Origin of the sequence: Streptomyces sp. NPDC101393, assembly GCF_044767385.1 — a bacterium.
Lineage (GTDB): Bacteria > Actinomycetota > Actinomycetes > Streptomycetales > Streptomycetaceae > Streptomyces.
Genome location: NZ_JBIWNU010000003.1, coordinates 490,261 through 510,440, shown reverse-complemented (window position 1 = coordinate 510,440; position 20,180 = coordinate 490,261). Strand labels below are relative to the sequence as shown.

Annotated in this window: 19 protein-coding genes and 1 tRNA gene; 17 read left to right on the top strand and 3 right to left on the bottom strand. The window is 71.4% G+C overall.

What is annotated here, in order from left to right; genetic code table 11:
• Positions 1-46: 46 nt before the first annotated feature.
• Positions 47-916, bottom strand: coding sequence for a hypothetical protein (locus tag ACIRQ7_RS12095; RefSeq protein ID WP_404261939.1), 870 nt, complete (start codon positions 914-916; stop codon positions 47-49).
• Positions 917-1,093: 177 nt separating this feature from the next.
• Here ACIRQ7_RS12095 and ACIRQ7_RS12090 point away from each other — a divergent pair, with 177 nt between their 5' ends.
• Positions 1,094-2,056: a GlxA family transcriptional regulator gene (locus tag ACIRQ7_RS12090; RefSeq protein ID WP_404261937.1), complete on the top strand. Its 963-nt coding sequence runs from the start codon at positions 1,094-1,096 to the stop codon at positions 2,054-2,056.
• Positions 2,057-2,180: 124 nt separating this feature from the next.
• On the top strand, positions 2,181-2,822 hold the full coding sequence (locus ACIRQ7_RS12085; RefSeq protein WP_404261935.1) for a DJ-1/PfpI family protein: 642 nt from the start codon (positions 2,181-2,183) through the stop codon (positions 2,820-2,822).
• A gap of 17 nt (positions 2,823-2,839) precedes the next feature.
• Here the strand turns inward: ACIRQ7_RS12085 and ACIRQ7_RS12080 are convergent, their stop codons facing one another.
• Positions 2,840-3,610 (bottom strand): enoyl-CoA hydratase/isomerase family protein, encoded by a 771-nt coding sequence (locus ACIRQ7_RS12080; RefSeq protein ID WP_401466856.1) that lies wholly within the window; start codon positions 3,608-3,610, stop codon positions 2,840-2,842.
• Between the two features lie 55 nt (positions 3,611-3,665).
• On the opposite strand from ACIRQ7_RS12080, the gene ACIRQ7_RS12075 reads away from it, so the two are divergent.
• From ACIRQ7_RS12075 to ACIRQ7_RS12060, 4 genes are all read left to right on the top strand, one after another.
• Complete coding sequence (locus tag ACIRQ7_RS12075; RefSeq protein WP_404261933.1) at positions 3,666-5,309, top strand: ABC-F family ATP-binding cassette domain-containing protein; 1,644 nt, start codon at positions 3,666-3,668, stop codon at positions 5,307-5,309.
• 78 nt (positions 5,310-5,387) lie between these two features.
• A tRNA-Met gene (locus ACIRQ7_RS12070) sits at positions 5,388-5,461 on the top strand.
• A gap of 131 nt (positions 5,462-5,592) precedes the next feature.
• On the top strand, positions 5,593-6,267 hold the full coding sequence (locus tag ACIRQ7_RS12065) for an HdeD family acid-resistance protein (RefSeq protein WP_404261931.1): 675 nt from the start codon (positions 5,593-5,595) through the stop codon (positions 6,265-6,267).
• Positions 6,268-6,366: 99 nt separating this feature from the next.
• Positions 6,367-6,858 carry an ATP-binding protein gene (locus ACIRQ7_RS12060; RefSeq protein ID WP_404262306.1) on the top strand — a complete coding sequence of 164 codons (492 nt, stop codon included), beginning with the start codon at positions 6,367-6,369 and terminating at the stop codon, positions 6,856-6,858.
• Here the strand turns inward: ACIRQ7_RS12060 and idi are convergent.
• The gene (idi, locus tag ACIRQ7_RS12055) at positions 6,833-7,444 is read right to left on the bottom strand and encodes an isopentenyl-diphosphate Delta-isomerase (protein ID WP_401466847.1); all 612 of its coding nucleotides are present in this window, start codon (positions 7,442-7,444) and stop codon (positions 6,833-6,835) included. The two genes, ACIRQ7_RS12060 and idi, sit on opposite strands and share 26 nt — an antisense overlap.
• A gap of 585 nt (positions 7,445-8,029) precedes the next feature.
• On the opposite strand from idi, the gene ACIRQ7_RS12050 reads away from it, so the two are divergent.
• The 11 genes from ACIRQ7_RS12050 (at position 8,030) to ACIRQ7_RS12000 (ending at position 20,079) form a co-directional block, all read left to right on the top strand.
• Positions 8,030-9,844 carry a DUF5941 domain-containing protein gene (locus ACIRQ7_RS12050; RefSeq protein WP_403672953.1) on the top strand — a complete coding sequence of 605 codons (1,815 nt, stop codon included), beginning with the start codon at positions 8,030-8,032 and terminating at the stop codon, positions 9,842-9,844.
• Entirely contained in the window at positions 9,841-10,578 is a 738-nt protein-coding gene (locus ACIRQ7_RS12045; RefSeq protein WP_401466844.1) for a sugar phosphate nucleotidyltransferase, read from the top strand. Before ACIRQ7_RS12050 ends, ACIRQ7_RS12045 begins: the two co-directional genes overlap by 4 nt.
• Complete coding sequence (locus ACIRQ7_RS12040) at positions 10,566-11,627, top strand: iron-containing alcohol dehydrogenase family protein (RefSeq protein ID WP_401466841.1); 1,062 nt, start codon at positions 10,566-10,568, stop codon at positions 11,625-11,627. The genes ACIRQ7_RS12045 and ACIRQ7_RS12040 overlap by 13 nt, the downstream gene beginning before the upstream one ends.
• Positions 11,605-12,384 carry a CDP-alcohol phosphatidyltransferase family protein gene (locus ACIRQ7_RS12035; RefSeq protein ID WP_401466838.1) on the top strand — a complete coding sequence of 260 codons (780 nt, stop codon included), beginning with the start codon at positions 11,605-11,607 and terminating at the stop codon, positions 12,382-12,384. Before ACIRQ7_RS12040 ends, ACIRQ7_RS12035 begins: the two co-directional genes overlap by 23 nt.
• A 14-nt stretch (positions 12,385-12,398) precedes the next feature.
• Positions 12,399-13,271: a glycosyltransferase family 2 protein gene (locus ACIRQ7_RS12030; protein WP_404262305.1), complete on the top strand. Its 873-nt coding sequence runs from the start codon at positions 12,399-12,401 to the stop codon at positions 13,269-13,271.
• A 78-nt stretch (positions 13,272-13,349) separates the two neighbouring features.
• Complete coding sequence (locus ACIRQ7_RS12025; RefSeq protein WP_404261928.1) at positions 13,350-14,279, top strand: ABC transporter permease; 930 nt, start codon at positions 13,350-13,352, stop codon at positions 14,277-14,279.
• Positions 14,272-15,078, top strand: coding sequence for an ABC transporter ATP-binding protein (locus tag ACIRQ7_RS12020; RefSeq protein ID WP_404261926.1), 807 nt, complete (start codon positions 14,272-14,274; stop codon positions 15,076-15,078). Before ACIRQ7_RS12025 ends, ACIRQ7_RS12020 begins: the two co-directional genes overlap by 8 nt.
• Before the next feature lie 415 nt (positions 15,079-15,493).
• Positions 15,494-16,453 (top strand): squalene synthase HpnC, encoded by a 960-nt coding sequence (hpnC, locus tag ACIRQ7_RS12015; RefSeq protein WP_404262303.1) that lies wholly within the window; start codon positions 15,494-15,496, stop codon positions 16,451-16,453.
• A complete protein-coding gene (gene hpnD, locus ACIRQ7_RS12010; RefSeq protein WP_401466829.1) occupies positions 16,450-17,403 on the top strand; it encodes a presqualene diphosphate synthase HpnD in 954 nt (317 codons plus the stop codon). The genes hpnC and hpnD overlap by 4 nt, the downstream gene beginning before the upstream one ends.
• 94 nt (positions 17,404-17,497) lie before the next feature.
• Positions 17,498-18,955 carry a hydroxysqualene dehydroxylase HpnE gene (gene hpnE / locus ACIRQ7_RS12005; RefSeq protein ID WP_404261925.1) on the top strand — a complete coding sequence of 486 codons (1,458 nt, stop codon included), beginning with the start codon at positions 17,498-17,500 and terminating at the stop codon, positions 18,953-18,955.
• A 59-nt stretch (positions 18,956-19,014) separates the two neighbouring features.
• Positions 19,015-20,079 (top strand): polyprenyl synthetase family protein, encoded by a 1,065-nt coding sequence (locus ACIRQ7_RS12000; RefSeq protein WP_404261924.1) that lies wholly within the window; start codon positions 19,015-19,017, stop codon positions 20,077-20,079.
• Positions 20,080-20,180: the final 101 nt, after the last annotated feature.

The following is a 20,180-nucleotide window of genomic DNA, read 5'->3' as shown; positions in this document are numbered from 1 at the left end:
GTCCCTGGCGGGAGCGCCGGGCCGTATGCGCGGCCCGGCGGCCGGCTCACTTGCCGAACATCGCCGCCGGGAAGGCACCGGCTTCCATCGCGGTGGTGGTGAACTTGGCCGCGAGCTCGGTGAGCCGGGCCACGCCCTCGGCACCCAGGTGCTCGTACGGGGCCCGGTCCAGCCGGTCCGTGGTGTGCTCCAGGTCCTTGCGCAGCTGGACCCCGGCCCCGGTCAACTCGCCCTCGGCGTCGAGCAGCCCGCGCTCGCGCAGCCGCTCCTGCGCGGCCGTCCACTCCTCCTGCGACCAGCCGCGGGTCTTCATGACGCCCAGGTAGCTCATGCCGCGACCGCTGGCGTTGTGGGTGACCAGCGCCTCCAGGCCGTCGAGTTCGGCGTCCAGCAGGGCCATCAGATGGCCGTCACCGCGGTGTTCGCGCAGCAGCGTCGCCGCGTGCCAGTAGGCGAGGTGCGGTGCGTCGGGCACCGGCAGGTCGGCGTGCGCGGCGAACAGCGGCCGGGCGTGCCGGGTGCACCCCTCGGCGGCGTTCAGCGCCAGCTTCGCCGCCTCCGCCATCTCCGCGGACTCCAGTGCCTCGTCGCCGAGCAGCCGGCGCAGCGTGGTGTCGCTCGCGCGCAGCCGGGCCGCGAGGACGTCCTCGGGGGCGACGACGGTCCAGACGTGCGGCACGTGCCGGGACACCAGGGCATGGCTGAAGTTGTAGAACGTCGCCGTGATCGTGCCGGGGCCCACCGCGCCCATGGCCGCGCCGCGGGCGGCGAAGTAGGAGGCGCTGCGGTCCTCGACGCCGAGCTCGGCCATCTCGGCGGGCAGGTCCGGCGAGAAGTAGTGCGTCGAGTGGAACGGGTTGACGACGTTGTGACAGTGCCGCCCGGCGTGCGCGGGCAGTGCGCTCGAAGAGGTCATGCCCGGCAGGTTACCGACCCGTCGGTATGGCCGGAAGGTCAGGTCCGGTCATGACGAGGACCGGGCCGCGCACCCTCGCGCCCCGGCCCGCGCGCACCGCCCCGCGCGGTGCGTGATGGCAGCAAAGGTGGGTTATTCGTCATTGCCGCCATCGCTCCCGCTGTCCAGGATGGAGCCATGCGACAGCGCGATGTTCTGGTCGTCTACTTCGACGGCGTGCAAAGCCTCGACGTCACCGGCCCGGTCGAGGTCTTCACCGGCGCCGCCCGCGGCGCCCCCGGTGCCTACCGCATCCGCACCGCGAGCCTCGACGGCGGCCCGGTCCGCACGTCCTCCGGACTGACGCTGACCCCCGACCTCGCCCTCGCCGACGCCCCGGCACCGCACACCCTCCTGGTGCCCGGCGGCGACGGCACCCGCGCCCCCGACCCGCGGCTGACCGACTGGCTGCGCACTCACGCCCCCCTCGCCCGGCGGAAGGTCTCGGTGTGCAGCGGGGCACTGCTGCTCGCGGAGGCCGGACTGCTGGACGGCCGCCGGGCCACGACCCACTGGAACCTCTGCGACACCCTCGCCCGGCGCTACCCCGCCGTCCACGTCGAGGCGGACCCGATCTACGTACGGGACGGCGACGTCGCCACATCGGCGGGCGTCACGGCCGGCATCGACCTCGCGCTGGCCCTCGTCGAGGAGGACCTCGGCCGCGACCTCGCCCTGACCGTCGCCCGGCACCTGGTCGTCTTCCTGCGGCGTCCGGGCAATCAGACCCAGTTCAGCGCCCAGCTCGCCGTACAGACCGCCGAGCGCCGCCCGCTGCGCGACGTCCAGCAGTGGATATCCGAGAACCCCTCGGCCGACCTGTCCGTCGACGCCCTCGCAGGCCGCGCGGGACTCTCGCCCCGGCACTTCGCCCGCGCCTTCCGCGACGAGGTCGGCATGACGCCGGGTCGCTACGCCGACCGGGTCCGGCTGGAGGCCGCACGCCGGCGCCTGGAGGACACCCCCGACGGCGTCGAGGAGGTGGCCCGGCACTGCGGCTACGGCACCCCGGAGGCGATGCGCCGCGCCTTCGTACGCCACCTGGGCTCCGGCCCCGCCGAATACCGCCGCCGCTTCCAGCCGGCCCGCCCGGCCCTGTGAGCGGCCCCAGGGACCGGTCCCCGGCCCACCTCTTCCGCAGCCCCTCACGACACACGACGCACCACTCACCGCTCACGACGCACAGCTCACGCACTCACCACTCACCACGCACGACGGGAACCTCATGCAGATCGCGATCCTTCTCTACGACCGCTTCACGGCGCTGGACGCCGTGGGTCCCTACGAGACCCTCGTCCGGCTCCCCGGCGCCGAGGTGGTGTTCACCGGCGAGCGCACCGGCCCGTACCGCAACGACTCCGACTCGCTCGCGCTGGTCGCCGACGCCGCGCTGGACGACGTCACCGCGCCCGACATCCTCGTCGTGCCCGGCGGACCCGGACAGACGACGCACATGACGGACGGCCCGCTGCACGAGTGGATCCGCGCTGTGGACGCCGGCACCACGTGGACCACCTCGGTGTGCACCGGGTCGCTGATCCTCGGCGCCGCCGGCCTGCTCAAGGGCCGCCGGGCGACCTCCCACTGGCTGGCGCTGGACCAGCTGCCCGCGCTGGGCGCCGAGCCGACCGGGGAGCGTGTGGTCATCGACGGGAAGTACGTGACGGCCGCCGGCGTCTCGTCCGGCATCGACATGGGCCTCACCCTCGCCGGCCGGATCGCCGGCGACACCGTCGCCCAGTGCATCCAGCTCGGCGTGGAGTACGACCCGCAGCCGCCGTACGACGCGGGCTCCCCGCAGAAGGCACCGGCCGAGGTCACCGCGCTGCTGCGGGACCGCAGCCGGTTCATCCTCAACGGCGAGTAGCCGGCCGGGCCCGCGCCTCAGGCCACCGGCCAGGTGAAGCGCGGCGCCCTGCGCTCCAGGAAGGCGGCGGCCCCCTCCGAGGTGTCGCCGCTCGCCCGCGCCTCGGCGGCCCAGTACGCGCCCCGCTCCTCGGCCGCCGCCGGCGACACGTCCCACGTCCCGTCGGCGAGCTCCTTCGCGGCGTTCTGCGTCAGCAGCGACCGGCTCGCCAGTACGGCGGCGAATTCCGCCACCCGCCCGGCCAGCTCACCGCCGGCCAGCACCTCGTCGACCAGACCGGTCCGCAGCGCCCGCGTGCAGTCGATCAACTCACCCGAGAACAACAGGTACTTGGCGGCCGAAGGGCCGACCAGCCGGACCAGCCGCCGGGTCGCGGACGCCGGATAGACGATCGCCAGCTTCGCGGGCGTCACCCCGAACAGCGCGCCCTCCTCCGCGAACCGCAGATCACAGGCGGCGGCCAGCTGCGCCCCGCCGCCCACGCAGTACCCGCGTATCGCCGCCAGCGTCGGCCCGGGGAACGCCGCCAGCGCCTCCTCCGCCGCCACCGCGAGCCCCTGCGACTCTCCCGCCGCGTCCCGCAGCGCCCCGATGTCCGCGCCCGCGCAGAACGTGCCGCCCTCGCCCGTCAGCACCAGGGCCCGTACCGAACGCTCGCCCGCCAGCCGCTCCATCAGCGGCGGCAGATCCCGCCACATCTGGACGGTCATCGCGTTCCGTTTGCTCGGGTTGCTGATCGTGACGGTCGCTGTGCCGTCGCTGACATGCGTCTTCAGGGCCGGTTCCATGCCCCGGATATTAGAGCGACCGGCACCGCGGCGGCCCGATACGATCGGCAGTCTGATGTCAGCCACTCTTGTCGCCAAAGACCTCGCCGCCGGCCACGGCGAGCGCGTCCTGTTCTCCGGCCTCGACCTGGTCGTCGCCCCCGGAGACGTGATCGGCCTCGTGGGCGCCAACGGGGCGGGCAAATCCACCCTGCTGCGGCTGCTCGCCGGCCTGGACACTCCGGAGGAGGGCAAGCTCGCGCTCAGCCCGCCCACCGCGACCGTCGGCCACCTCCCGCAGGAGCCCGACCGCCGCCCCGGCGAATCCGTACGCGCCTTCCTCGCCCGCCGCACCGGGGTGAGCGACGCCCAGCTCGCCCTGGACACCGCCACCCAGGCGCTGGTCGACGAACGGCCCGGCGCCGACGACGCCTACGCCACCGCCCTGGAGCGCTGGCTCGCGCTGGGCGCCGCCGACCTCGACGAGCGCGCCGAGGAGACCGCCGCCCAGCTCGGCCTCACCATCGGTCTCGACCAGCCCATGACGTCGCTGTCCGGCGGCCAGGCCGCCCGCGCCTCGCTGGCCTCGCTGCTGCTCTCCCGCTACGACATCTTCCTGCTGGACGAGCCGACCAACGACCTCGACCTGGACGGCCTGCGGCGGCTGGAGGCGTTCGTCACCGGACTGCGCGCCGGCACGGTCCTGGTCAGCCACGACCGCGAGTTCCTGACCCGGACGGTGACCCGCGTCGTCGAACTCGACCTCGCCCAGCAGCAGGTCAACACCTTCGGCGGCGGCTACGACTCCTACCTGGAGGAGCGCGAGCGGGCCCGGCGGCACGCACGCGAGGAGTTCGAGGAGTACGCCGACACCAAGGCCGCCCTCGAGGCTCGCGGCCACACCCAGCGCAACTGGATGGAGAAGGGCGTCAAGAACGCCCGCCGCAAGGCCCCCGACAACGACAAGCTCGGCCGCAAGGCCCGTGTCGAGGCGACCGAGAAGCAGGCCGCCAAGGCCAAGCAGACCCAGCGCCTGATCGAACGCCTCGACGTCGTCGAGGAGCCCCGCAAGGAGTGGGAGCTGCGGATGGAGATCGCCGCCGCGCCCCGGGCAGGCGCCGTCGTGGCCACCCTCCGCGGCGCCGAGGTCGTCCGCGGCTCCTTCCACTTCGGCCCGGTGGACCTGCAGATCGACTGGGCGGACCGGGTCGCCATCACCGGACCCAACGGATCCGGAAAGTCCACCCTGCTCGCCGCCCTCCTCGGCCGGCTGCCGCTGGACGCCGGCGCGGCCTCGCTCGGACCCGGCGTGGTCGTCGGCGAGGTAGACCAGGCGCGCGGCCTGTTCGTCGGCGACGCGCCCCTCATGGACGCCTTCCGGGCCGCCGTGCCCGACCTGTCGCCCGCCGATGTCCGCACCCTGCTCGCGAAGTTCGGACTGAAGGCGGCCCATGTGCTGCGGCCGGCCGACACCCTGTCGCTGGGGGAGCGGACCCGTGCCGCGCTGGCCCTCCTCCAGGGCCGCGGGGTCAACCTCCTCGTGCTTGACGAGCCGACCAACCACCTCGACCTGCCGGCCATCGAGCAGCTGGAGTCCGCGCTCGCCTCGTACGCGGGCACGCTGCTGCTGGTCACCCACGACCGGCGGATGCTGGACGCGGTGCACACCACGCGCCGCATCGAGGTCGGCGCGGGGAGGATCGCCGACCTGCCGGTGTGAGCGCGGGCCCGGCCGGTGATCCGCGCGGATTATCGATTTGGTCCTGAGCTGGGCGGCCCGTAGTGTGGGGTTCACCGACGCGGGGTGGAGCAGCTCGGTAGCTCGCTGGGCTCATAACCCAGAGGTCGCAGGTTCAAATCCTGTCCCCGCTACTCATGAAGAACAGCAGGCCCGGTGCTCAGGCACCGGGCCTGCTGTTCTTTGCGTGCGCCCGCCCTTCCGCTCTGCCGTCGCCTCCGATGCGGGGTATACCGGGACAAACGGGGTGACCGAGGAGGCGGGCATGTTCAGCAGATCCAGAACTCCCCGACGCGATCCGCACACGGCCCGGCTCGGCCGCAACTTCGGCGGGCTCATGGTGCTCGGCGTCATCCTGGTCGTCGCCGGGGTGGTGGGCCTGATCCACGTCGGCGTGGCCACCCTCACCACGATGCTGCTCTTCGGCTGGCTGCTGCTGATCGGCGGCGTGATCGGGCTGGTGCACGCCGTCCTGTCCCGCGGTACGAACTTCTTCTGGCTCGCGGTGATCGTCGCGGCGCTGAACATCGCGGCGGGCGCGGTCGTCATCCGGCAGCCGGAGGGCACCGCGGCTGCGCTGACGATGTTCGCCGCACTGCTCTTCCTGACCGGCGGCGTCTTCCGCCTGGTCGGCGGGGTGGTGGTACGCGGACCGCAGTTCGGCTGGACGCTGGTGCAGGGCGCGTTCGGCATCCTGCTGGGTGTCCTGGTGCTCGGCGACTGGCCGCACAGCAGCCTGTACGTGATCGGCACCTTCTTCTCGCTCGCGCTGCTCTTCGACGGGCTGGGGCTGTTCGCGATGGGGATCGGCGGCCGCCGGATCGTCGGTATGGTCGAGGAGGGCGGCATGATCGACGACGGGGCCTCGGGCCGCACGACGACTACTCCGTGGCAGTCCTTGAATAAGGAACAAAAGCGGCAGAATCAGTCACCGGACTGATCGGTGCACTCTGAATCGGTCAAAACGCGTCGATAGGCGCTGACTTGTGTTCAGCAGCCCGGTCCGGACCTACACATTCTCAACACTCTTCGTGTGAGGATTCCTTCCGGACCCCCAGCAGAACCCCCCGAGGGGCTGACCTCCCCGCTCGCGTACGAAGGTGTGTGGCGGTTCACCGCCCCGGCACTGGAGTGTTCGGTGCCTCAGGCGCGCCACGCGGTCCGGGATCTGCTCGACGAACAGCGCGTGCCCGTGGCCGCCGTCATCATGGACGGTCTGCTGCTGATCGTCTCCGAGCTCGTCACCAACGCCGTGCAGCACGCCGCCCTGCTCTCGCCCCAGATCGCCGTACAGGTCACCATCGGGGCGAACTGGCTGCGGGTCGCGGTGGAGGACAGCCACCCCTACCGCCCCAAGGCGCTGGAGGCGGATGAGGGTGACGTCGGCGGCCGCGGTCTGTGGCTGGTCAAAGTGCTCACCGCCGAGGCGGGCGGCAAATGCGATGTCGAGCACACCGCGAACGGCGGCAAGGCGATCTGGGCCGAACTGCCGCTCGCCCCGCTGGCTACCAGCCCGCCGACTGTCCGGTGAGCTCACGGACCGCCGGGCGGGCCGCGTCCAGCACGGTCATGAACCACGCCGAGAACGGCGCGGCGGCGTGCCGCTCGGCCAGCTCCTGCGGCGTCACGAACGCGATCTCACCGACCTCCTCGGGGTCCGGGGCCGGCTCGGCCCGCACCAGCCCGACGAACAGGTGATTGAACTCCTGCTCCACCAGGCCGGAGGCCGGATCCGGGTGGTTGTAGCGCACCGTGCCGGCCTCGGCCAGCAGTGCGGGCGCCAGGCCCAGCTCCTCGGCGGTCCGGCGGGCGGCTGCCGCGAACGGCTGCTCGCCCGGATACGGGTGGCCGCAGCAGGTGTTGGACCACACGCCGGGGGAGTGGTACTTCGCCTTGGCCCGGCGCTGCAGCAGCAGCCGCCCCTTCTCGTCGAAGAGGAAGACCGAGAACGCCCGGTGCAGCTGCCCGGGGGGCTGGTGGGCCGCGAGCTTCTCCGCGGTGCCGATCGTCGCACCGTCCTCGTCGACCAGCTCCAGCATGATCGGCTCGGCGTCGCCGTCCGGTGTCCTCACCGCCGAGATCCCGGTGGTCTGTCCGTTGGCAGGTGTGATCGGCATGCGCATCCTTGTCGTCGGTCTTCGACGCCAAGTCTGCCCTAGCCGCGTGCACATAAGCGGCAGAGCGGCGTCCTGTGGTGCGCGGCGCCGCTGTGTTCGAAACGGAAACGATCACCGGGCAGACGGAAGCGGGCCCCCACTCCGCCCGTGAGATGGTCCACACCCCGTGACCGGAGCGACCCGCCCCCGAGCGGGCCTTCCCCGGCGGGCCTCCCCGCAGGCAGCCGCCCTGCCGGCCGGTGGCCCGCGGACCTGCGACGGATCTCGTCACACCTGCAGCGGCGCAACCCACCCCACCTGTGACCAGCCCTCTCATAACCGGCACCCGATCCGGCTCCCGGGCCGGACGGCAGTTGTTCATGCGCCGTCCGATCCACCATGATGATCGCGGCAGGCGCAGCCGTCGGTCACTCGATCGTGCGATGAATGCGCGGTGAACGGCCTCATCCGGCGATCCGATAGCCTCTGCCGACGTGCCACCCAGCTCTCCGGGGACGAGGTGTGCCACGCCCGTTGCCCGGGTAGTTCGTATCGAATGCGGACCGGCCGGCGCTGCCTTGTCAGCATTCCAAGGAGTGAGTTCGTCTGTCGACCGCCATCCTCACCGGTCCGCCGGTAGCCGGGTCGCCGCTCGAAGGCGACCTGCGCACTCTGGGTTTTGACGTCCGTACGGCGAGCGACCCGGCCTCGGCCGCCGAGCTGATCGCCGAGGCGCCCGCGGACGAGCGGGTCGCCGTGGTGGACCCCCGCTTCGTCGGACATCTGCACGCCCTGCGGCTGGCACTCACCGACCCCCGCTTCCCGGCCGCCGCCGTCCAGGGCGCGCTCACCGCGCAGCCCGGGGCGCGCGCCGCGCTGACCCGGGCGGCCGGCAAGATCCCGGTCGGCGCCGGCACCGCCCACCTCACCGACGTCCTCACCGAGACGCTCACCGACTCCCTCGACCGCGAGGACATCGGGCTGCAGCGCATCGACCTGGGCAGCCTGGTCGCCACCGTCCCGCTCACCCCGGCCCAGCGCGAGGACGCCCAGGAGTCCGTCGCGGCCGTCGACGACGAGGCCGTACGGCTGCGCACCGCGGTGAAGTCCCGCGACGGCTTCTTCACCACGTACTGCATCAGCCCGTACTCCCGCTACCTCGCCCGCTGGTGCGCGCGCCGTGGCCTCACGCCCAACCAGGTCACCACCGCGTCGCTGCTCACCGCGCTGATCGCGGCGGGCTGCGCTGCCACCGGAACCCGCGGCGGCTTCATCGCGGCCGGATTCCTGCTCCTCTTCTCCTTCGTCCTGGACTGCACCGACGGGCAGCTCGCCCGCTACTCCCTGCAGTACTCGACGATGGGCGCCTGGCTCGACGCGACCTTCGACCGGGCCAAGGAGTACGCCTACTACGCCGGGCTCGCACTCGGCGCCGCCCGCGGTGGCGATGACGTATGGGCGCTCGCGCTCGGCGCGATGGTGCTGCAGACCTGCCGCCATGTCGTCGACTTCTCCTTCAACGAGGCGAATCACGACGCGACCGCCAATACCAGCCCGACTGCCGCGCTCTCCGACAAGCTCGACAGCGTCGGCTGGACGGTCTGGGTGCGCCGGATGATCGTGCTGCCGATCGGCGAACGCTGGGCCATGATCGCGGTGCTCACGGCGGTCACCACCCCGCGCATCGTCTTCTACGTCCTGCTCATCGGGTGTGCGCTGGCCGCCTGCTACACCACGGCCGGCCGGGTGCTGCGCTCGCTGACCCGCCGGGCCCGGCGCACCGACCGCGCCGCCCAGGCGCTCGCCGACCTCGCCGACTCCGGCCCGCTCGCCGGCCTCATCGCCGGCGCGGCGCGTGGCCGCAGCCGCTCCGGTTCCTTCCTCGCGCCCGTCATGGCATTTCTCTCAGCCGCGGTGCTGCTGGTCTGGGTGATCTTCCAGGAGGACCCCGCGTCCTGGCTGACCGTCGGCGTCGCGCTCTGCTCCGCGCTGCTGGCCGGTGCGGCCGTCGCACGCCCGCTCAAGGGCGTCCTCGACTGGCTGGTACCGCCGCTCTTCCGGGCCGGTGAATACACCACGATCCTGGTCCTGGCCGCCCGCGCGGACGTCCCCGGGGCGCTGCCCGCGGCGTTCGGGCTGGTCGCGGCTGTCGCCTACCATCACTACGACACGGTCTACCGCATCCGCGGTGGCACCGGAGCCCCTCCGCGGTGGCTGGTCCGGGCAACCGGCGGCAGTGAAGGACGGATCCTCGTGGTCACCGTCCTCGCCGCCCTCCTGTCCCCCTCAGGTTTCACCATTGCGCTCACGGCCCTTGCTGTGGTCCTGGCGCTGCTGGTGCTCGTCGAGAGCATCCGTTTCTGGGTGGTCGCCGCTCAACAAGGTGCCCCCGCCGTACACGATGAAGGAGAACCCGCATGATCGGCCTCGTGCTGGCAGCCGGCGCCGGACGGCGTCTGCGCCCCTACACCGACACCCTGCCCAAGGCTCTGGTGCCGGTTGATGGGGACACGACCATCCTGGACCTGACCCTCGGCAACTTCGCCGAGATCGGCCTGACCGAGGTCGCGATCATCGTCGGCTACCGCAAGGAAGCCGTGTACGAGCGGAAGGCCGCCCTGGAGGCGAAGTACGGCCTCAAGCTCACGCTGATCGACAACGACAAGGCCGAGGAGTGGAACAACGCCTACTCCCTGTGGTGCGGCCGTGACTCGATCAAGCACACCGTGATCCTCGCCAACGGCGACACCGTGCACCCGGTCTCCGTCGAGAAGACGCTGCTCGCCGCCCGCGGCGACGGCAAGAAGATCATCCTCGCCCTCGACACGGTGAAGAACCTCGCCGACGAGGAGATGAAGGTCATCGTGGACCCCGCCAAGGGCGTCCAGAAGATCACGAAGCTGATGGACCCGGAGACCGCCACCGGCGAGTACATCGGCGTCACCCTCATCGAGGGCGAGGCCGCCGACGAGCTGGCCGACGCCCTGAAGACCACCTTCGAGCGGGACCCCGACCTCTACTACGAGGACGGCTACCAGGAGCTCGTCAACCGCGGCTTCAAGGTGGACGTGGCCCCGATCGGCGACGTCAAGTGGGTCGAGATCGACAACCACGACGACCTGGCGAAGGGCCGTGACATCGCATGCCAGTACTGACCCGCCTCATCCCGTCCCCGGTCGTCGTCGACATCAACGCCGGCGCCCTGGACGACCTGGCGGGCCTGCTGGCCGATCAGCGCATTTCCGCGTCCGGCAAGCTCGCCATCGCGATCAGCGGCGGCTCGGGGGCACGGCTGCGTGAGCGGCTGTCCCCCGCACTGCCCGGCGCCGACTGGTACGAGGTCGGCGGCGGCACCCTGGACGACGCCATCAAGCTCGGCGACGCCATGAAGAAGGGGCACTACGACGCGGTCGTGGGCCTCGGCGGCGGCAAGATTATCGACTGTGCCAAGTACGCCGCGGCGCGGATCGGGCTGCCGCTCGTCGCCGTCGCGACGAACCTGTCGCACGACGGTCTGTGCTCGCCGGTCGCGACCCTCGACAACGACGCGGGCCGCGGCTCCTACGGTGTGCCGAACCCGATCGCCGTGGTGATCGACCTCGACATCATCCGTGAGGCCCCGGTCCGGTTCGTCCGCTCCGGCATCGGCGACGCGATCTCCAACATCTCCGCGGTCGCGGACTGGGAGCTCTCGCACCGCGAGACCGGCGAGGACATCGACGGACTGGCCGCCGCCATGGCGCGTCAGGCCGGCGAGGCCGTGCTGCGCCACCCCGGTGGCGTCGGCGACGACGCCTTCCTGCAGGTGCTGGCCGAGGGCCTGGTCCTCACCGGCATCTCGATGTCGGTGGCCGGCGACAGCCGTCCGGCCTCGGGCGCCTGCCACGAGATCAACCACGCCTTCGACATCCTCTTCCCCAAGCGGGCGGCGAGCCATGGCGAGCAGTGCGGCCTCGGCGCCGCGTTCGCCACGTTCCTGCGCGGGGACAAGGAGATGTCGGCGCTGATGGTCGAGGTGCTCCGGCGGCACGGCCTGCCGGTCACCCCGGGCGAGATCGGCTTCACGGACGAGGAGTTCGTCCAGGTCGTCGAGTTCGCCCCGAAGACCCGCCCCGGGCGCTACACGATCCTGGAGCACCTGGACCTGTCCACCGAAGAGATCAGGGACGCATACGCCGACTATGCCAAAACCATCAGTAGCTGAACTCCGCCCGGTCGTTCACCCCGAGGGGGTGAAGGACCGGCGCAGCGGTGAGCACTGGGCCGGTCGCATGTACATGCGGGAAATCTCGCTGCGCTGCGACAGGTACCTGGTGAACACCAGGATCACGCCCAACCAGCTCACCTATCTGATGACCGTGGCCGGTGTCCTGGCCGCCCCGGCGCTGCTGGTGCCGGGAATCTGGGGCGCCGTCCTCGGCGTGGTGATGGTCCAGCTCTACCTGCTGCTGGACTGCGTCGACGGTGAGATCGCCCGCTGGCGGAAGCAGTTCTCGCTCGGCGGCGTGTACCTGGACCGGGTCGGCGCCTACCTGTGCGACGCCGCGGTGCTGGTCGGCTTCGGGCTGCGCGCCGCCGATCTGTGGGGCTCGGGCCGGATCGACTGGCTGTGGGCGTTCCTCGGTACGCTCGCCGCCCTCGGCGCCATCCTGATCAAGGCCGAGACCGACCTCGTCGGGGTCGCCCGTCACCAGACCGGCAAGCCGCCGGTCGAGGAGGCGGCGGCCGAGCCGCGCTCGTCCGGTATGGCGCTGGCCCGCAAGGCCGCCGCGGCGCTGAAGTTCCACCGGCTGGTCCTCGGCATCGAGGCGTCCCTGCTGATCCTGGTCCTGGCCGTCCTCGACCAGATCCGGGGCGACCTGTTCTTCAGCCGTCTGGGCGTCGCCGTGCTCGCGGGCATCGCCATCCTCCAGACGCTGCTCCACCTCGTGTCCATCCTCGCCTCCAGCAGGCTCAAGTGACGGGGGCGTCCCGCATGCGGCTCGGTGCGGTTGTCCTGACCATGGGCAACCGCCCCGAGGAGCTGCGCGCCCTCCTGGATTCGGTCGCCAAGCAGCACGGTGACCCGGTCGAGGTCGTCGTCGTCGGCAACGGCGCCCCGCTGCCCGAGCTGCCCGAGGGCGTACGGACCGTCGAGCTGCCGGAGAACGTCGGCATCCCCGCGGGCCGCAATGTCGGCATCGAGGCGTTCGGCCCCGGCGGCAGCGAGGTCGACGTGCTGCTCTTCCTCGACGACGACGGGCTGCTCGCCACCGAGGACACCGCCGAGCTGTGCCGCGAGGCGTTCGCCAAGGACGACAAGCTCGGCATCATCAGCTTCCGCATCGCGGACCCGGACACCGGTGAGACCCAGCGCCGGCACGTCCCGCGGCTGCGCGCGGCCGACCCGATGCGCTCCTCCCGGGTCACCACCTTCCTCGGCGGCGCGAATGCGGCCCGTACCAAGGTGTTCGAGGAGGTCGGCGGGCTGCCCGACGACTTCTTCTACGCCCATGAGGAGACGGATCTGGCCTGGCGGGCGCTGAACGCGGGCTGGATGATCGACTACCGGTCGGACATGCTCCTGCTGCACCCGACCATGGCTCCCAGCCGGCACGCGGTCTACCACCGGATGGTGGCCCGCAACCGTGTCTGGCTGGCCCGCCGCAACCTCCCCGCCCTGCTCGTTCCGGTCTATCTCGGTGTCTGGTTCCTGCTCACGCTCGCGCGGCGTCCCTCGTGGCCGGCGCTGCGGGTCTGGCTGGGCGGCTTCAAGGAGGGCTGGACCACCCCGTGCGGTCCCAGGCGCCCCATGAAGTGGGCTACCGTTTGGCGACTGACCCGACTGGGCCGCCCTCCCGTCATCTGACAAGCTCGTATCTGAGAGCATCAGGCGCGAGCCGGGGCATGGCCCCGGCAGCGCACCTTGAGGACGAAAGTGTCAACTGTGAGCGAGACCACGCACGACAGTGCGGTCGCCATGAGTGCCCCGCCAACTTCCGACGAGGGGCTCACCCCCGCCCAGCGTGCCCAGAAGTACGGGCTCTCGCAGAGCGGGGCCCGCCCCGGCCTCGTGGAGTACATCCGGGAGCTGTGGGACCGGCGGCATTTCATCTCGGCCTTCGCCAGCGCCAAGATGACGGCGCAGTACAGCCAGGCCAAGCTGGGTCAGGTCTGGCAGGTGGCGACGCCGCTGCTGAACGCCCTCGTCTACTACCTCATCTTCGGTCTGCTGATCGGGACGCGGAAGGGTGTGCCGGACTTCGTCCCGTTCCTGGTGACGGGCGTCTTCATCTTCACCTTCACGCAGAGCTCGGTGATGGCCGGCACCAAGGCGATTTCCGGGAACCTCGGGCTGGTGCGGGCGCTGCACTTCCCGCGCGCCTGCCTGCCGATCTCGTTCTGCCTGATGCAGCTGCAGCAGCTGCTGTTCTCCATGGGCGTCCTGGTGGTCATCCTGCTCGGCTTCGGGCAGATCCCCACCTGGTCGTGGCTGCTGATCATCCCCGCGCTGGCGTTGCAGTTCGTGTTCAACACCGGTCTGGCGATGGTCATGGCCCGGCTGGGCAGCAAGACCCCGGACCTGGCGCAGCTGATGCCGTTCCTGATGCGGACGTGGATGTACGCGTCCGGCGTGATGTTCAGCATGGAGGTCATCCTCCAGGGCAAGAACGTCCCCGGGTGGGTCGAGGCGGTCCTCAACGCCAACCCGGCTCTCGTCTACATCGACCTGATGCGCTTCGCGCTGATCGACAGCTTCACGTCGGACAAGCTGCCCCCGCATGTGTGGGCCTTCGCCGGTGGCTGGGCGCTGCTGATGGGCGTCGTGGGTTTTGTGTACTTCTGGAAGGCTGAGGAGCGGTACGGACGTGGCTGAGCAGCAGAAGGACGCCGTCGAGCCGACGGCAGCGGCGCAGGCCCGCGTCCCCACGGTGATCGCGGACGACCTGCACATCGTCTACCGGGTCTACGGCACCGGCGCGGGCAAGGGCGGTGCCACGGCGGCGCTCAACCGCATCATCCGGCGCAAGCCGTCGGCCGGTGTCCGCGAGGTGCACGCGGTCCGCGGTGTCTCCTTCACCGCCTACAAGGGCGAGTCGATCGGCCTGATCGGCTCCAACGGCTCGGGCAAGTCGACGCTGCTCAAGGCGGTCGCCGGGCTGCTCCCCGCGGAGCGGGGCAAGGTCTACACGCACGGCCAGCCCTCGCTGCTGGGCGTGAACGCCGCCCTGATGAACGATCTGACCGGCGAGAAGAACGTCGTGCTCGGCGGCCTGGCGATGGGCATGTCCCGCGACCAGGTGCACGAGCGCTACGACGGCATCGTCGACTTCTCCGGCATCAACGAGAAGGGCGACTTCATCTCGCTGCCGATGCGGACCTACTCCTCCGGCATGGCGGCCCGCCTGCGGTTCTCCATCGCCGCGGCCAAGGACCACGACGTGCTGATGATCGACGAGGCACTGGCCACCGGCGACCGCAGCTTCCAAAAGCGCTCCGAGGCCCGCATCCGCGAACTGCGCAAGGAAGCCGGCACGGTCTTCCTCGTCAGCCACAACAACAAGTCCATCCGCGACACCTGCGACCGGGTCCTGTGGCTGGAGCGCGGCGAACTGCTGATGGACGGCCCGACCGACGAGGTCATCAAGGCCTACGAGAAGGAGAGCGGCAAGTAGCCCCTCCCGCGCCCGAAGGCCCCCGCGAGGCGGACTCGCGGGGGCCTTCGCCGGTTAACGGGTGGTCAACTCCTTCCCTACCGGGAACAGTTCGGCCGCGTGCGAAGTTGACCAGATCGTTGCCTCAGGCTTCGGTACCCCCTCGTACGCGGGCGAGATGTACGGCGTAAGCTGTACGGGTACTGAACATAACAAGTGGTATAAGTCGGGCAATACTCACTCGGGCGGGCGATGATGGGCTCGAACGGGGCGCGTCGTGACCTGCGGCGTGTCCGAAATGGGATGTTTTAGCTTGGCGGTGTAGAACGGGAGACGTGACGGCAATGGCTACTGGTTCGCTCCGGCTCCGAAACGCGCCGGGCAGACCCCGGTGAGCGGAGGAGACGAGCAGGCGCGTCGCGTCCACCCCGGGAGGGTGGCGGCCGGTGCCGGGCGGGAGCGGGCGCGCCGCGTCGTCGGGCCACGCAGGCAGCACACCGGCGCCCCGTCGGACGACGGCTCACACGCCGTCCTCGCCCAGGCCGCGCACGAGAACTTCCCGGTCGCGCCCTTCTTCCTGCCACGTGCCTGGCGCGCCGACCTGATGGCCGTCTACGGTTTCGCCCGCCTCGTCGACGACATCGGCGACGGCGACCTGGCACCGGGCGGCGGCGACGCCGTCCTGCTCGGCCTCGACCGCGCGCAGAGCGAAGACCGGACCGCGATGCTGGACGCCCTGGAGGCGGACCTGCGCCGGGCCTTCAGCGACAAGGCCCCCGGGCCCGGCCACCCCCTCATGCGCCGGCTCGGCCCGACCGTCCGCCGCTGCGCGCTCACCCCGGCGCCGTTCCTCGGGCTGATCGAGGCGAACCGCCAGGACCAGCGGGTGACGCGCTACGGCACCTACGACGACCTGCTCGGCTACTGCGAGCTGTCCGCCAATCCCGTCGGCCGCCTCGTCCTCGGCATCACCGGCACCACCAGCCCGGAGCGCATCCGGCGCTCGGACGCGGTCTGCACCGCCCTGCAGATCGTCGAACACCTCCAGGACGTGGCCGAGGACCTCGGTCGCGACCGCATCTACCTCCCCGCCGAGGACATGAAACGCTTCGGAGTCACCGAAGCGGATCTGGCCACCCCGAGCGGGGGCGCATCGGTGCGCGCACTCATCGCGTTCGAAGCGGAACGCGCCCGTGAGCTGCTGGATGAAGGCACCCCGCTGGTGGGTAGCGTCCACGGCAGACTCAAGCTGCTGCTGGCCGGTTTCGTGGCCGGCGGGCGCGCCGCACTGAAAGCGGTCGCGGCCGCCGATCACGACGTACTCCCTGGACCGCCCAAGCCGACCAAGCTCAGCCTGCTGCGCGAGGTGGGGGCGACATTGCGAAGAGAGGGGTGAGTCGGACCGTGGAGGCAACCGCACACGTGTCCGCGCCGGTGCTCGCTGCGTACCGCTACTGCGAGGCCGTCACCGGGCAGCAGGCACGAAACTTCGCGTACGGAATCCGGCTGCTGCCGAACGACAAGCGGCAGGCCATGTCGGCGCTCTACGCCTTCTCGCGCCGGGTCGACGACATCGGCGACGGGACCTTGGAGCCCGCCGCCAAACACGAGCGCCTGGAGGACACCCGGGCGCTGCTGGCGCGCGTCAAGGACGGCCGGGTCGAGGAGGACGACACCGACCCGGTGGCCGTCGCGCTCGCCGACGCCGCCCGGCGCTTCCCGCTGCCGCTGGACGGTCTCGACGAGCTGATCGACGGCGTGCTGATGGACGTCCGCGGCGAGAGCTACGAGACCTGGGACGAGCTGAAGGTCTACTGCCGCTGCGTCGCCGGTGCCATCGGCCGGCTCTCGATGGGCGTGTTCGGCACCGTGCCCGGCGCGCACGACGCCGCGCGCGCCGCAGAGTACGCCGATACCCTCGGGCTCGCCCTGCAACTGACCAACATCCTCAGGGACGTTCGCGAGGACGCCGGCAACGGCCGGACCTACCTCCCCGCCGAGGACCTCGCCAAGTTCGGCTGCTCGGCCGGATTCGACGGCCCCGTCCCACCCTCCGGCTCCGACTTCACCGGCCTGGTGCACTTCGAGGTCAAGCGCGCCCGTGAGCTGTTCGCCGACGGCTTCCGGCTGCTGCCGATGCTCGACCGGCGCAGCGGTGCGTGCGTGGCCGCGATGGCCGGTATCTACCACCGCCTGCTGTCACGGATCGCCGCCGACCCCGAGGCGGTGCTGCGCGGCCGGGTCTCGCTGCCCGGTCGGGAGAAGGCCTTCGTCGCGGTGCGCGGCCTGTCCGGACTCGACGCGCGCGCGATCGGGCGCCGGCAGTCCGTACGGAGGCGCGGATGATGTGCCCGGCGGCGAGTGAGGAATCCGGGCCGGCGTGGCACGCAACCCCCGCGCGCCACCCTGCGTCCATGCAGGCAGCACGGGGGGAGAGGGTATGACATCGGCAGACGCGCGGGCCGGCCTGCGCAGCGCCCGGCCGTCCGGCCGTCCGGAAGGGGCGGCCGCGGTGGTGATCGGCGGCGGGCTCGCGGGCACCACCGCCGCGCTCGCGCTGGCCGATGCCGGACTGCGGGTCACCCTCGTCGAGGGCCGCCCCCGGCTCGGCGGGCTCGTCTTCTCCTTCCGCCGCGATTCCGCGGCCGGCGAACTCACCGTCGACAACGGCCAGCACGTCTTCCTGCGCTGCTGCACCGCCTACGAACAGTTCCTGCAACGCCTCGACGCCGCGCATCTGGTGCCCCTTCAGGACCGGATGGACGTACCGGTCCTGGACGCCGACCGGATGCGGCTCGGCCGGCTGCGCCGCACCGCGCTGCCGGTGCCGCTGCATCTCGCCGGGAGCCTTGCCCGCTACCCCCACCTCTCGCCCGCCGAGCGGGCCGGTGTGGTGCGCGCGACCCTCGCGCTCAAGCGCCTGGACCCGGCCGACCCCGCCCTGGACGGCGTGGACTTCGGCAGCTGGCTCCGCCGGCACGGTCAGTCGGCCCGTGCCATCGAGGCGCTGTGGGACCTCGTCGGCGTCGCGACCCTCAACGCCACCGCGGACGACGCCTCCCTGGGCCTGGCCGCCAAGGTCTTCCGGACCGGTCTCCTCTCCGACCCGGGCGCCGCCGACATCGGCTGGGCCAAGGTCCCGCTCGGCGACGTCCACGACACCCTCGCCCGCACCGCGCTGGACAAGGCCGGTGTCCGGGTCGAGCTGCGCACCCGCGCCACCGCCGTCACCCGCGGTGCGGACGGCTGGCAGGTCTCGGTGGAGAGCGGCCCGCACGGCGGTGAGCAGCTCACCGCCGACACCGTCGTGCTCGCCGTACCCCAGCGCGAGACCCACGGTCTGCTGCCCGACGGCGCCCTGGACGACCAGGACCGGCTGCGCGACATCGGCACCGCCCCGATCCTCAACCTCCATGTCGTCTACGACCGCAAGGTGCTGCGCCGCCCCTTCTTCGCCGCCATCGGATCCCCGGTGCAGTGGGTCTTCGACCGTACGGACGCCTCCGGGCTGGCCGGTCTTCCCGAGGGCGGCGGCAGCCAGTATCTGGCCGTTTCGCAGTCCGCGGCGCAGGAGGAGATCGACGAGCCGGTCGCCAAGCTCCGCGCCCGCTATCTCCCCGAGCTGGAGCGGCTGCTGCCCGCCGCCCGGGGCGCCAGGATCCGCGACTTCTTCGTCACCCGCGAACGCACCGCTACGTTCGCACCCGCACCGGGCGTCGGCAGGCTCCGCCCCGCCGCCCGCACCCAAGCCCCCGGCCTGTTCCTGGCCGGTGCGTGGACCGCCACCGGGTGGCCCGCGACCATGGAAAGCGCTGTTCGCAGCGGCACTGCTGCCGCTCGCGAGGCACTCACCGAACTCGGCTTCCCCCAGGGCCAGTTGCCCCAGGAGGCGGCATGACCACGAGTACGAGTACGAGCGCTCGCACGAGCACGAGCATCGGAAACAGAGGAGAAACCGTGAACCCGGCTTCCCCAGCTATCGACACCGAAAGCGTCACCGCGCTGCTGGAGCGCGGACGGACGCTGGCCACTCCCGTGCTGCGTGCCGCCGTGGACCGGCTCGCTCCTCCGATGGACACCGTCGCCGCCTACCACTTCGGCTGGATCGACGCGGAAGGCCGGCCCTCCTCGGGTGACGGCGGCAAGGCCGTGCGGCCCGCACTCGCCCTGCTGTCGGCCGAGGCAGCGGGCGCGGCCCCCGAGGTCGGCATCCCCGGCGCCGTCGCCGTCGAGCTGGTGCACAACTTCTCGCTGCTGCACGACGACCTCATGGACGGCGACGAGCAGCGCCGGCACCGCGACACCGTCTGGAAGGTGCACGGTCCCGCCCAGGCCATCCTCGTCGGCGACGCGCTGTTCGCCCTCGCCAACGAAATACTGCTGGAGCTCGGCACGGTCGAGGCAGGCCGTGCGACCCGCCGACTCACCCTGGCCACCCGCAAACTGATCGACGGCCAGGCCCAGGACATCTCCTACGAGCACCGCGAGCGGGTCACCGTCGCGGAGTGCCTGGAGATGGAAGGCAACAAGACCGGCGCGCTGCTCGCCTGCGCCGTCTCCATCGGTGCGGTTCTCGGCGGCGCCGACGACCGCACCGCAGACATCCTCGAACGGTACGGCTACCACCTCGGTCTCGCGTTCCAGGCCGTCGACGACCTGCTGGGCATCTGGGGCGACCCGGACGCCACCGGCAAGCAGACGTGGAGCGATCTGCGCCAGCGCAAGAAGTCGCTGCCGGTCGTCGCCGCGCTGGACGCCGGCGGCTCCGCCTCCGAGCGCCTCGCCCAGATCCTCGCCGCCGACGCGAAGAAGAGCGAAACCGAGATCGCCGACTTCACCGAAGAGGAGTTCGCCTCCCGCGCGGCCCTGATCGAGCAGGCCGGCGGCCGTGAATGGACCTCCCAGGAGGCCCGCCGTCAGCACGCCACCGCCATCTCCGCGCTCGACGAGGTCGAGATGCCGGAAAAGATCCGCGCGCAGCTCGTCGCGCTGGCGGACTTCGTCGTCGTACGAGAGAGATGATCGCCATCGACACGAACTGATCGCAGTCGCCGGCCGGTGCCAGCCGGGCGCCGGCCGACGGAATCCCTGAGCACGCTTCACAGTTCACTGCAGAAGGGGAA

Excerpts from the sequence above, each read along its gene's own strand:
- ACIRQ7_RS12030 (WP_404262305.1), top strand. The coding sequence starts at position 12,399 with ATGCGGCTCGGTGCGGTTGTCCTGACCATGGGCAACCGCCCCGAGGAG.
- ACIRQ7_RS12090 (WP_404261937.1), top strand. The coding sequence starts at position 1,094 with ATGCGACAGCGCGATGTTCTGGTCGTCTACTTCGACGGCGTGCAAAGC.
- ACIRQ7_RS12075 (WP_404261933.1), top strand. The coding sequence starts at position 3,666 with ATGTCAGCCACTCTTGTCGCCAAAGACCTCGCCGCCGGCCACGGCGAG.
- ACIRQ7_RS12085 (WP_404261935.1), top strand. The coding sequence starts at position 2,181 with ATGCAGATCGCGATCCTTCTCTACGACCGCTTCACGGCGCTGGACGCC.
- ACIRQ7_RS12045 (WP_401466844.1), top strand. The coding sequence starts at position 9,841 with ATGATCGGCCTCGTGCTGGCAGCCGGCGCCGGACGGCGTCTGCGCCCC.
- ACIRQ7_RS12065 (WP_404261931.1), top strand. The coding sequence starts at position 5,593 with ATGTTCAGCAGATCCAGAACTCCCCGACGCGATCCGCACACGGCCCGG.
- ACIRQ7_RS12040 (WP_401466841.1), top strand. The coding sequence starts at position 10,566 with ATGCCAGTACTGACCCGCCTCATCCCGTCCCCGGTCGTCGTCGACATC.
- idi (WP_401466847.1), bottom strand. The coding sequence starts at position 7,444 with ATGCCGATCACACCTGCCAACGGACAGACCACCGGGATCTCGGCGGTG.
- ACIRQ7_RS12080 (WP_401466856.1), bottom strand. The coding sequence starts at position 3,610 with ATGGAACCGGCCCTGAAGACGCATGTCAGCGACGGCACAGCGACCGTC.
- ACIRQ7_RS12095 (WP_404261939.1), bottom strand. The coding sequence starts at position 916 with ATGACCTCTTCGAGCGCACTGCCCGCGCACGCCGGGCGGCACTGTCAC.
- hpnE (WP_404261925.1), top strand. The coding sequence starts at position 17,498 with ATGACATCGGCAGACGCGCGGGCCGGCCTGCGCAGCGCCCGGCCGTCC.
- ACIRQ7_RS12035 (WP_401466838.1), top strand. The coding sequence starts at position 11,605 with ATGCCAAAACCATCAGTAGCTGAACTCCGCCCGGTCGTTCACCCCGAG.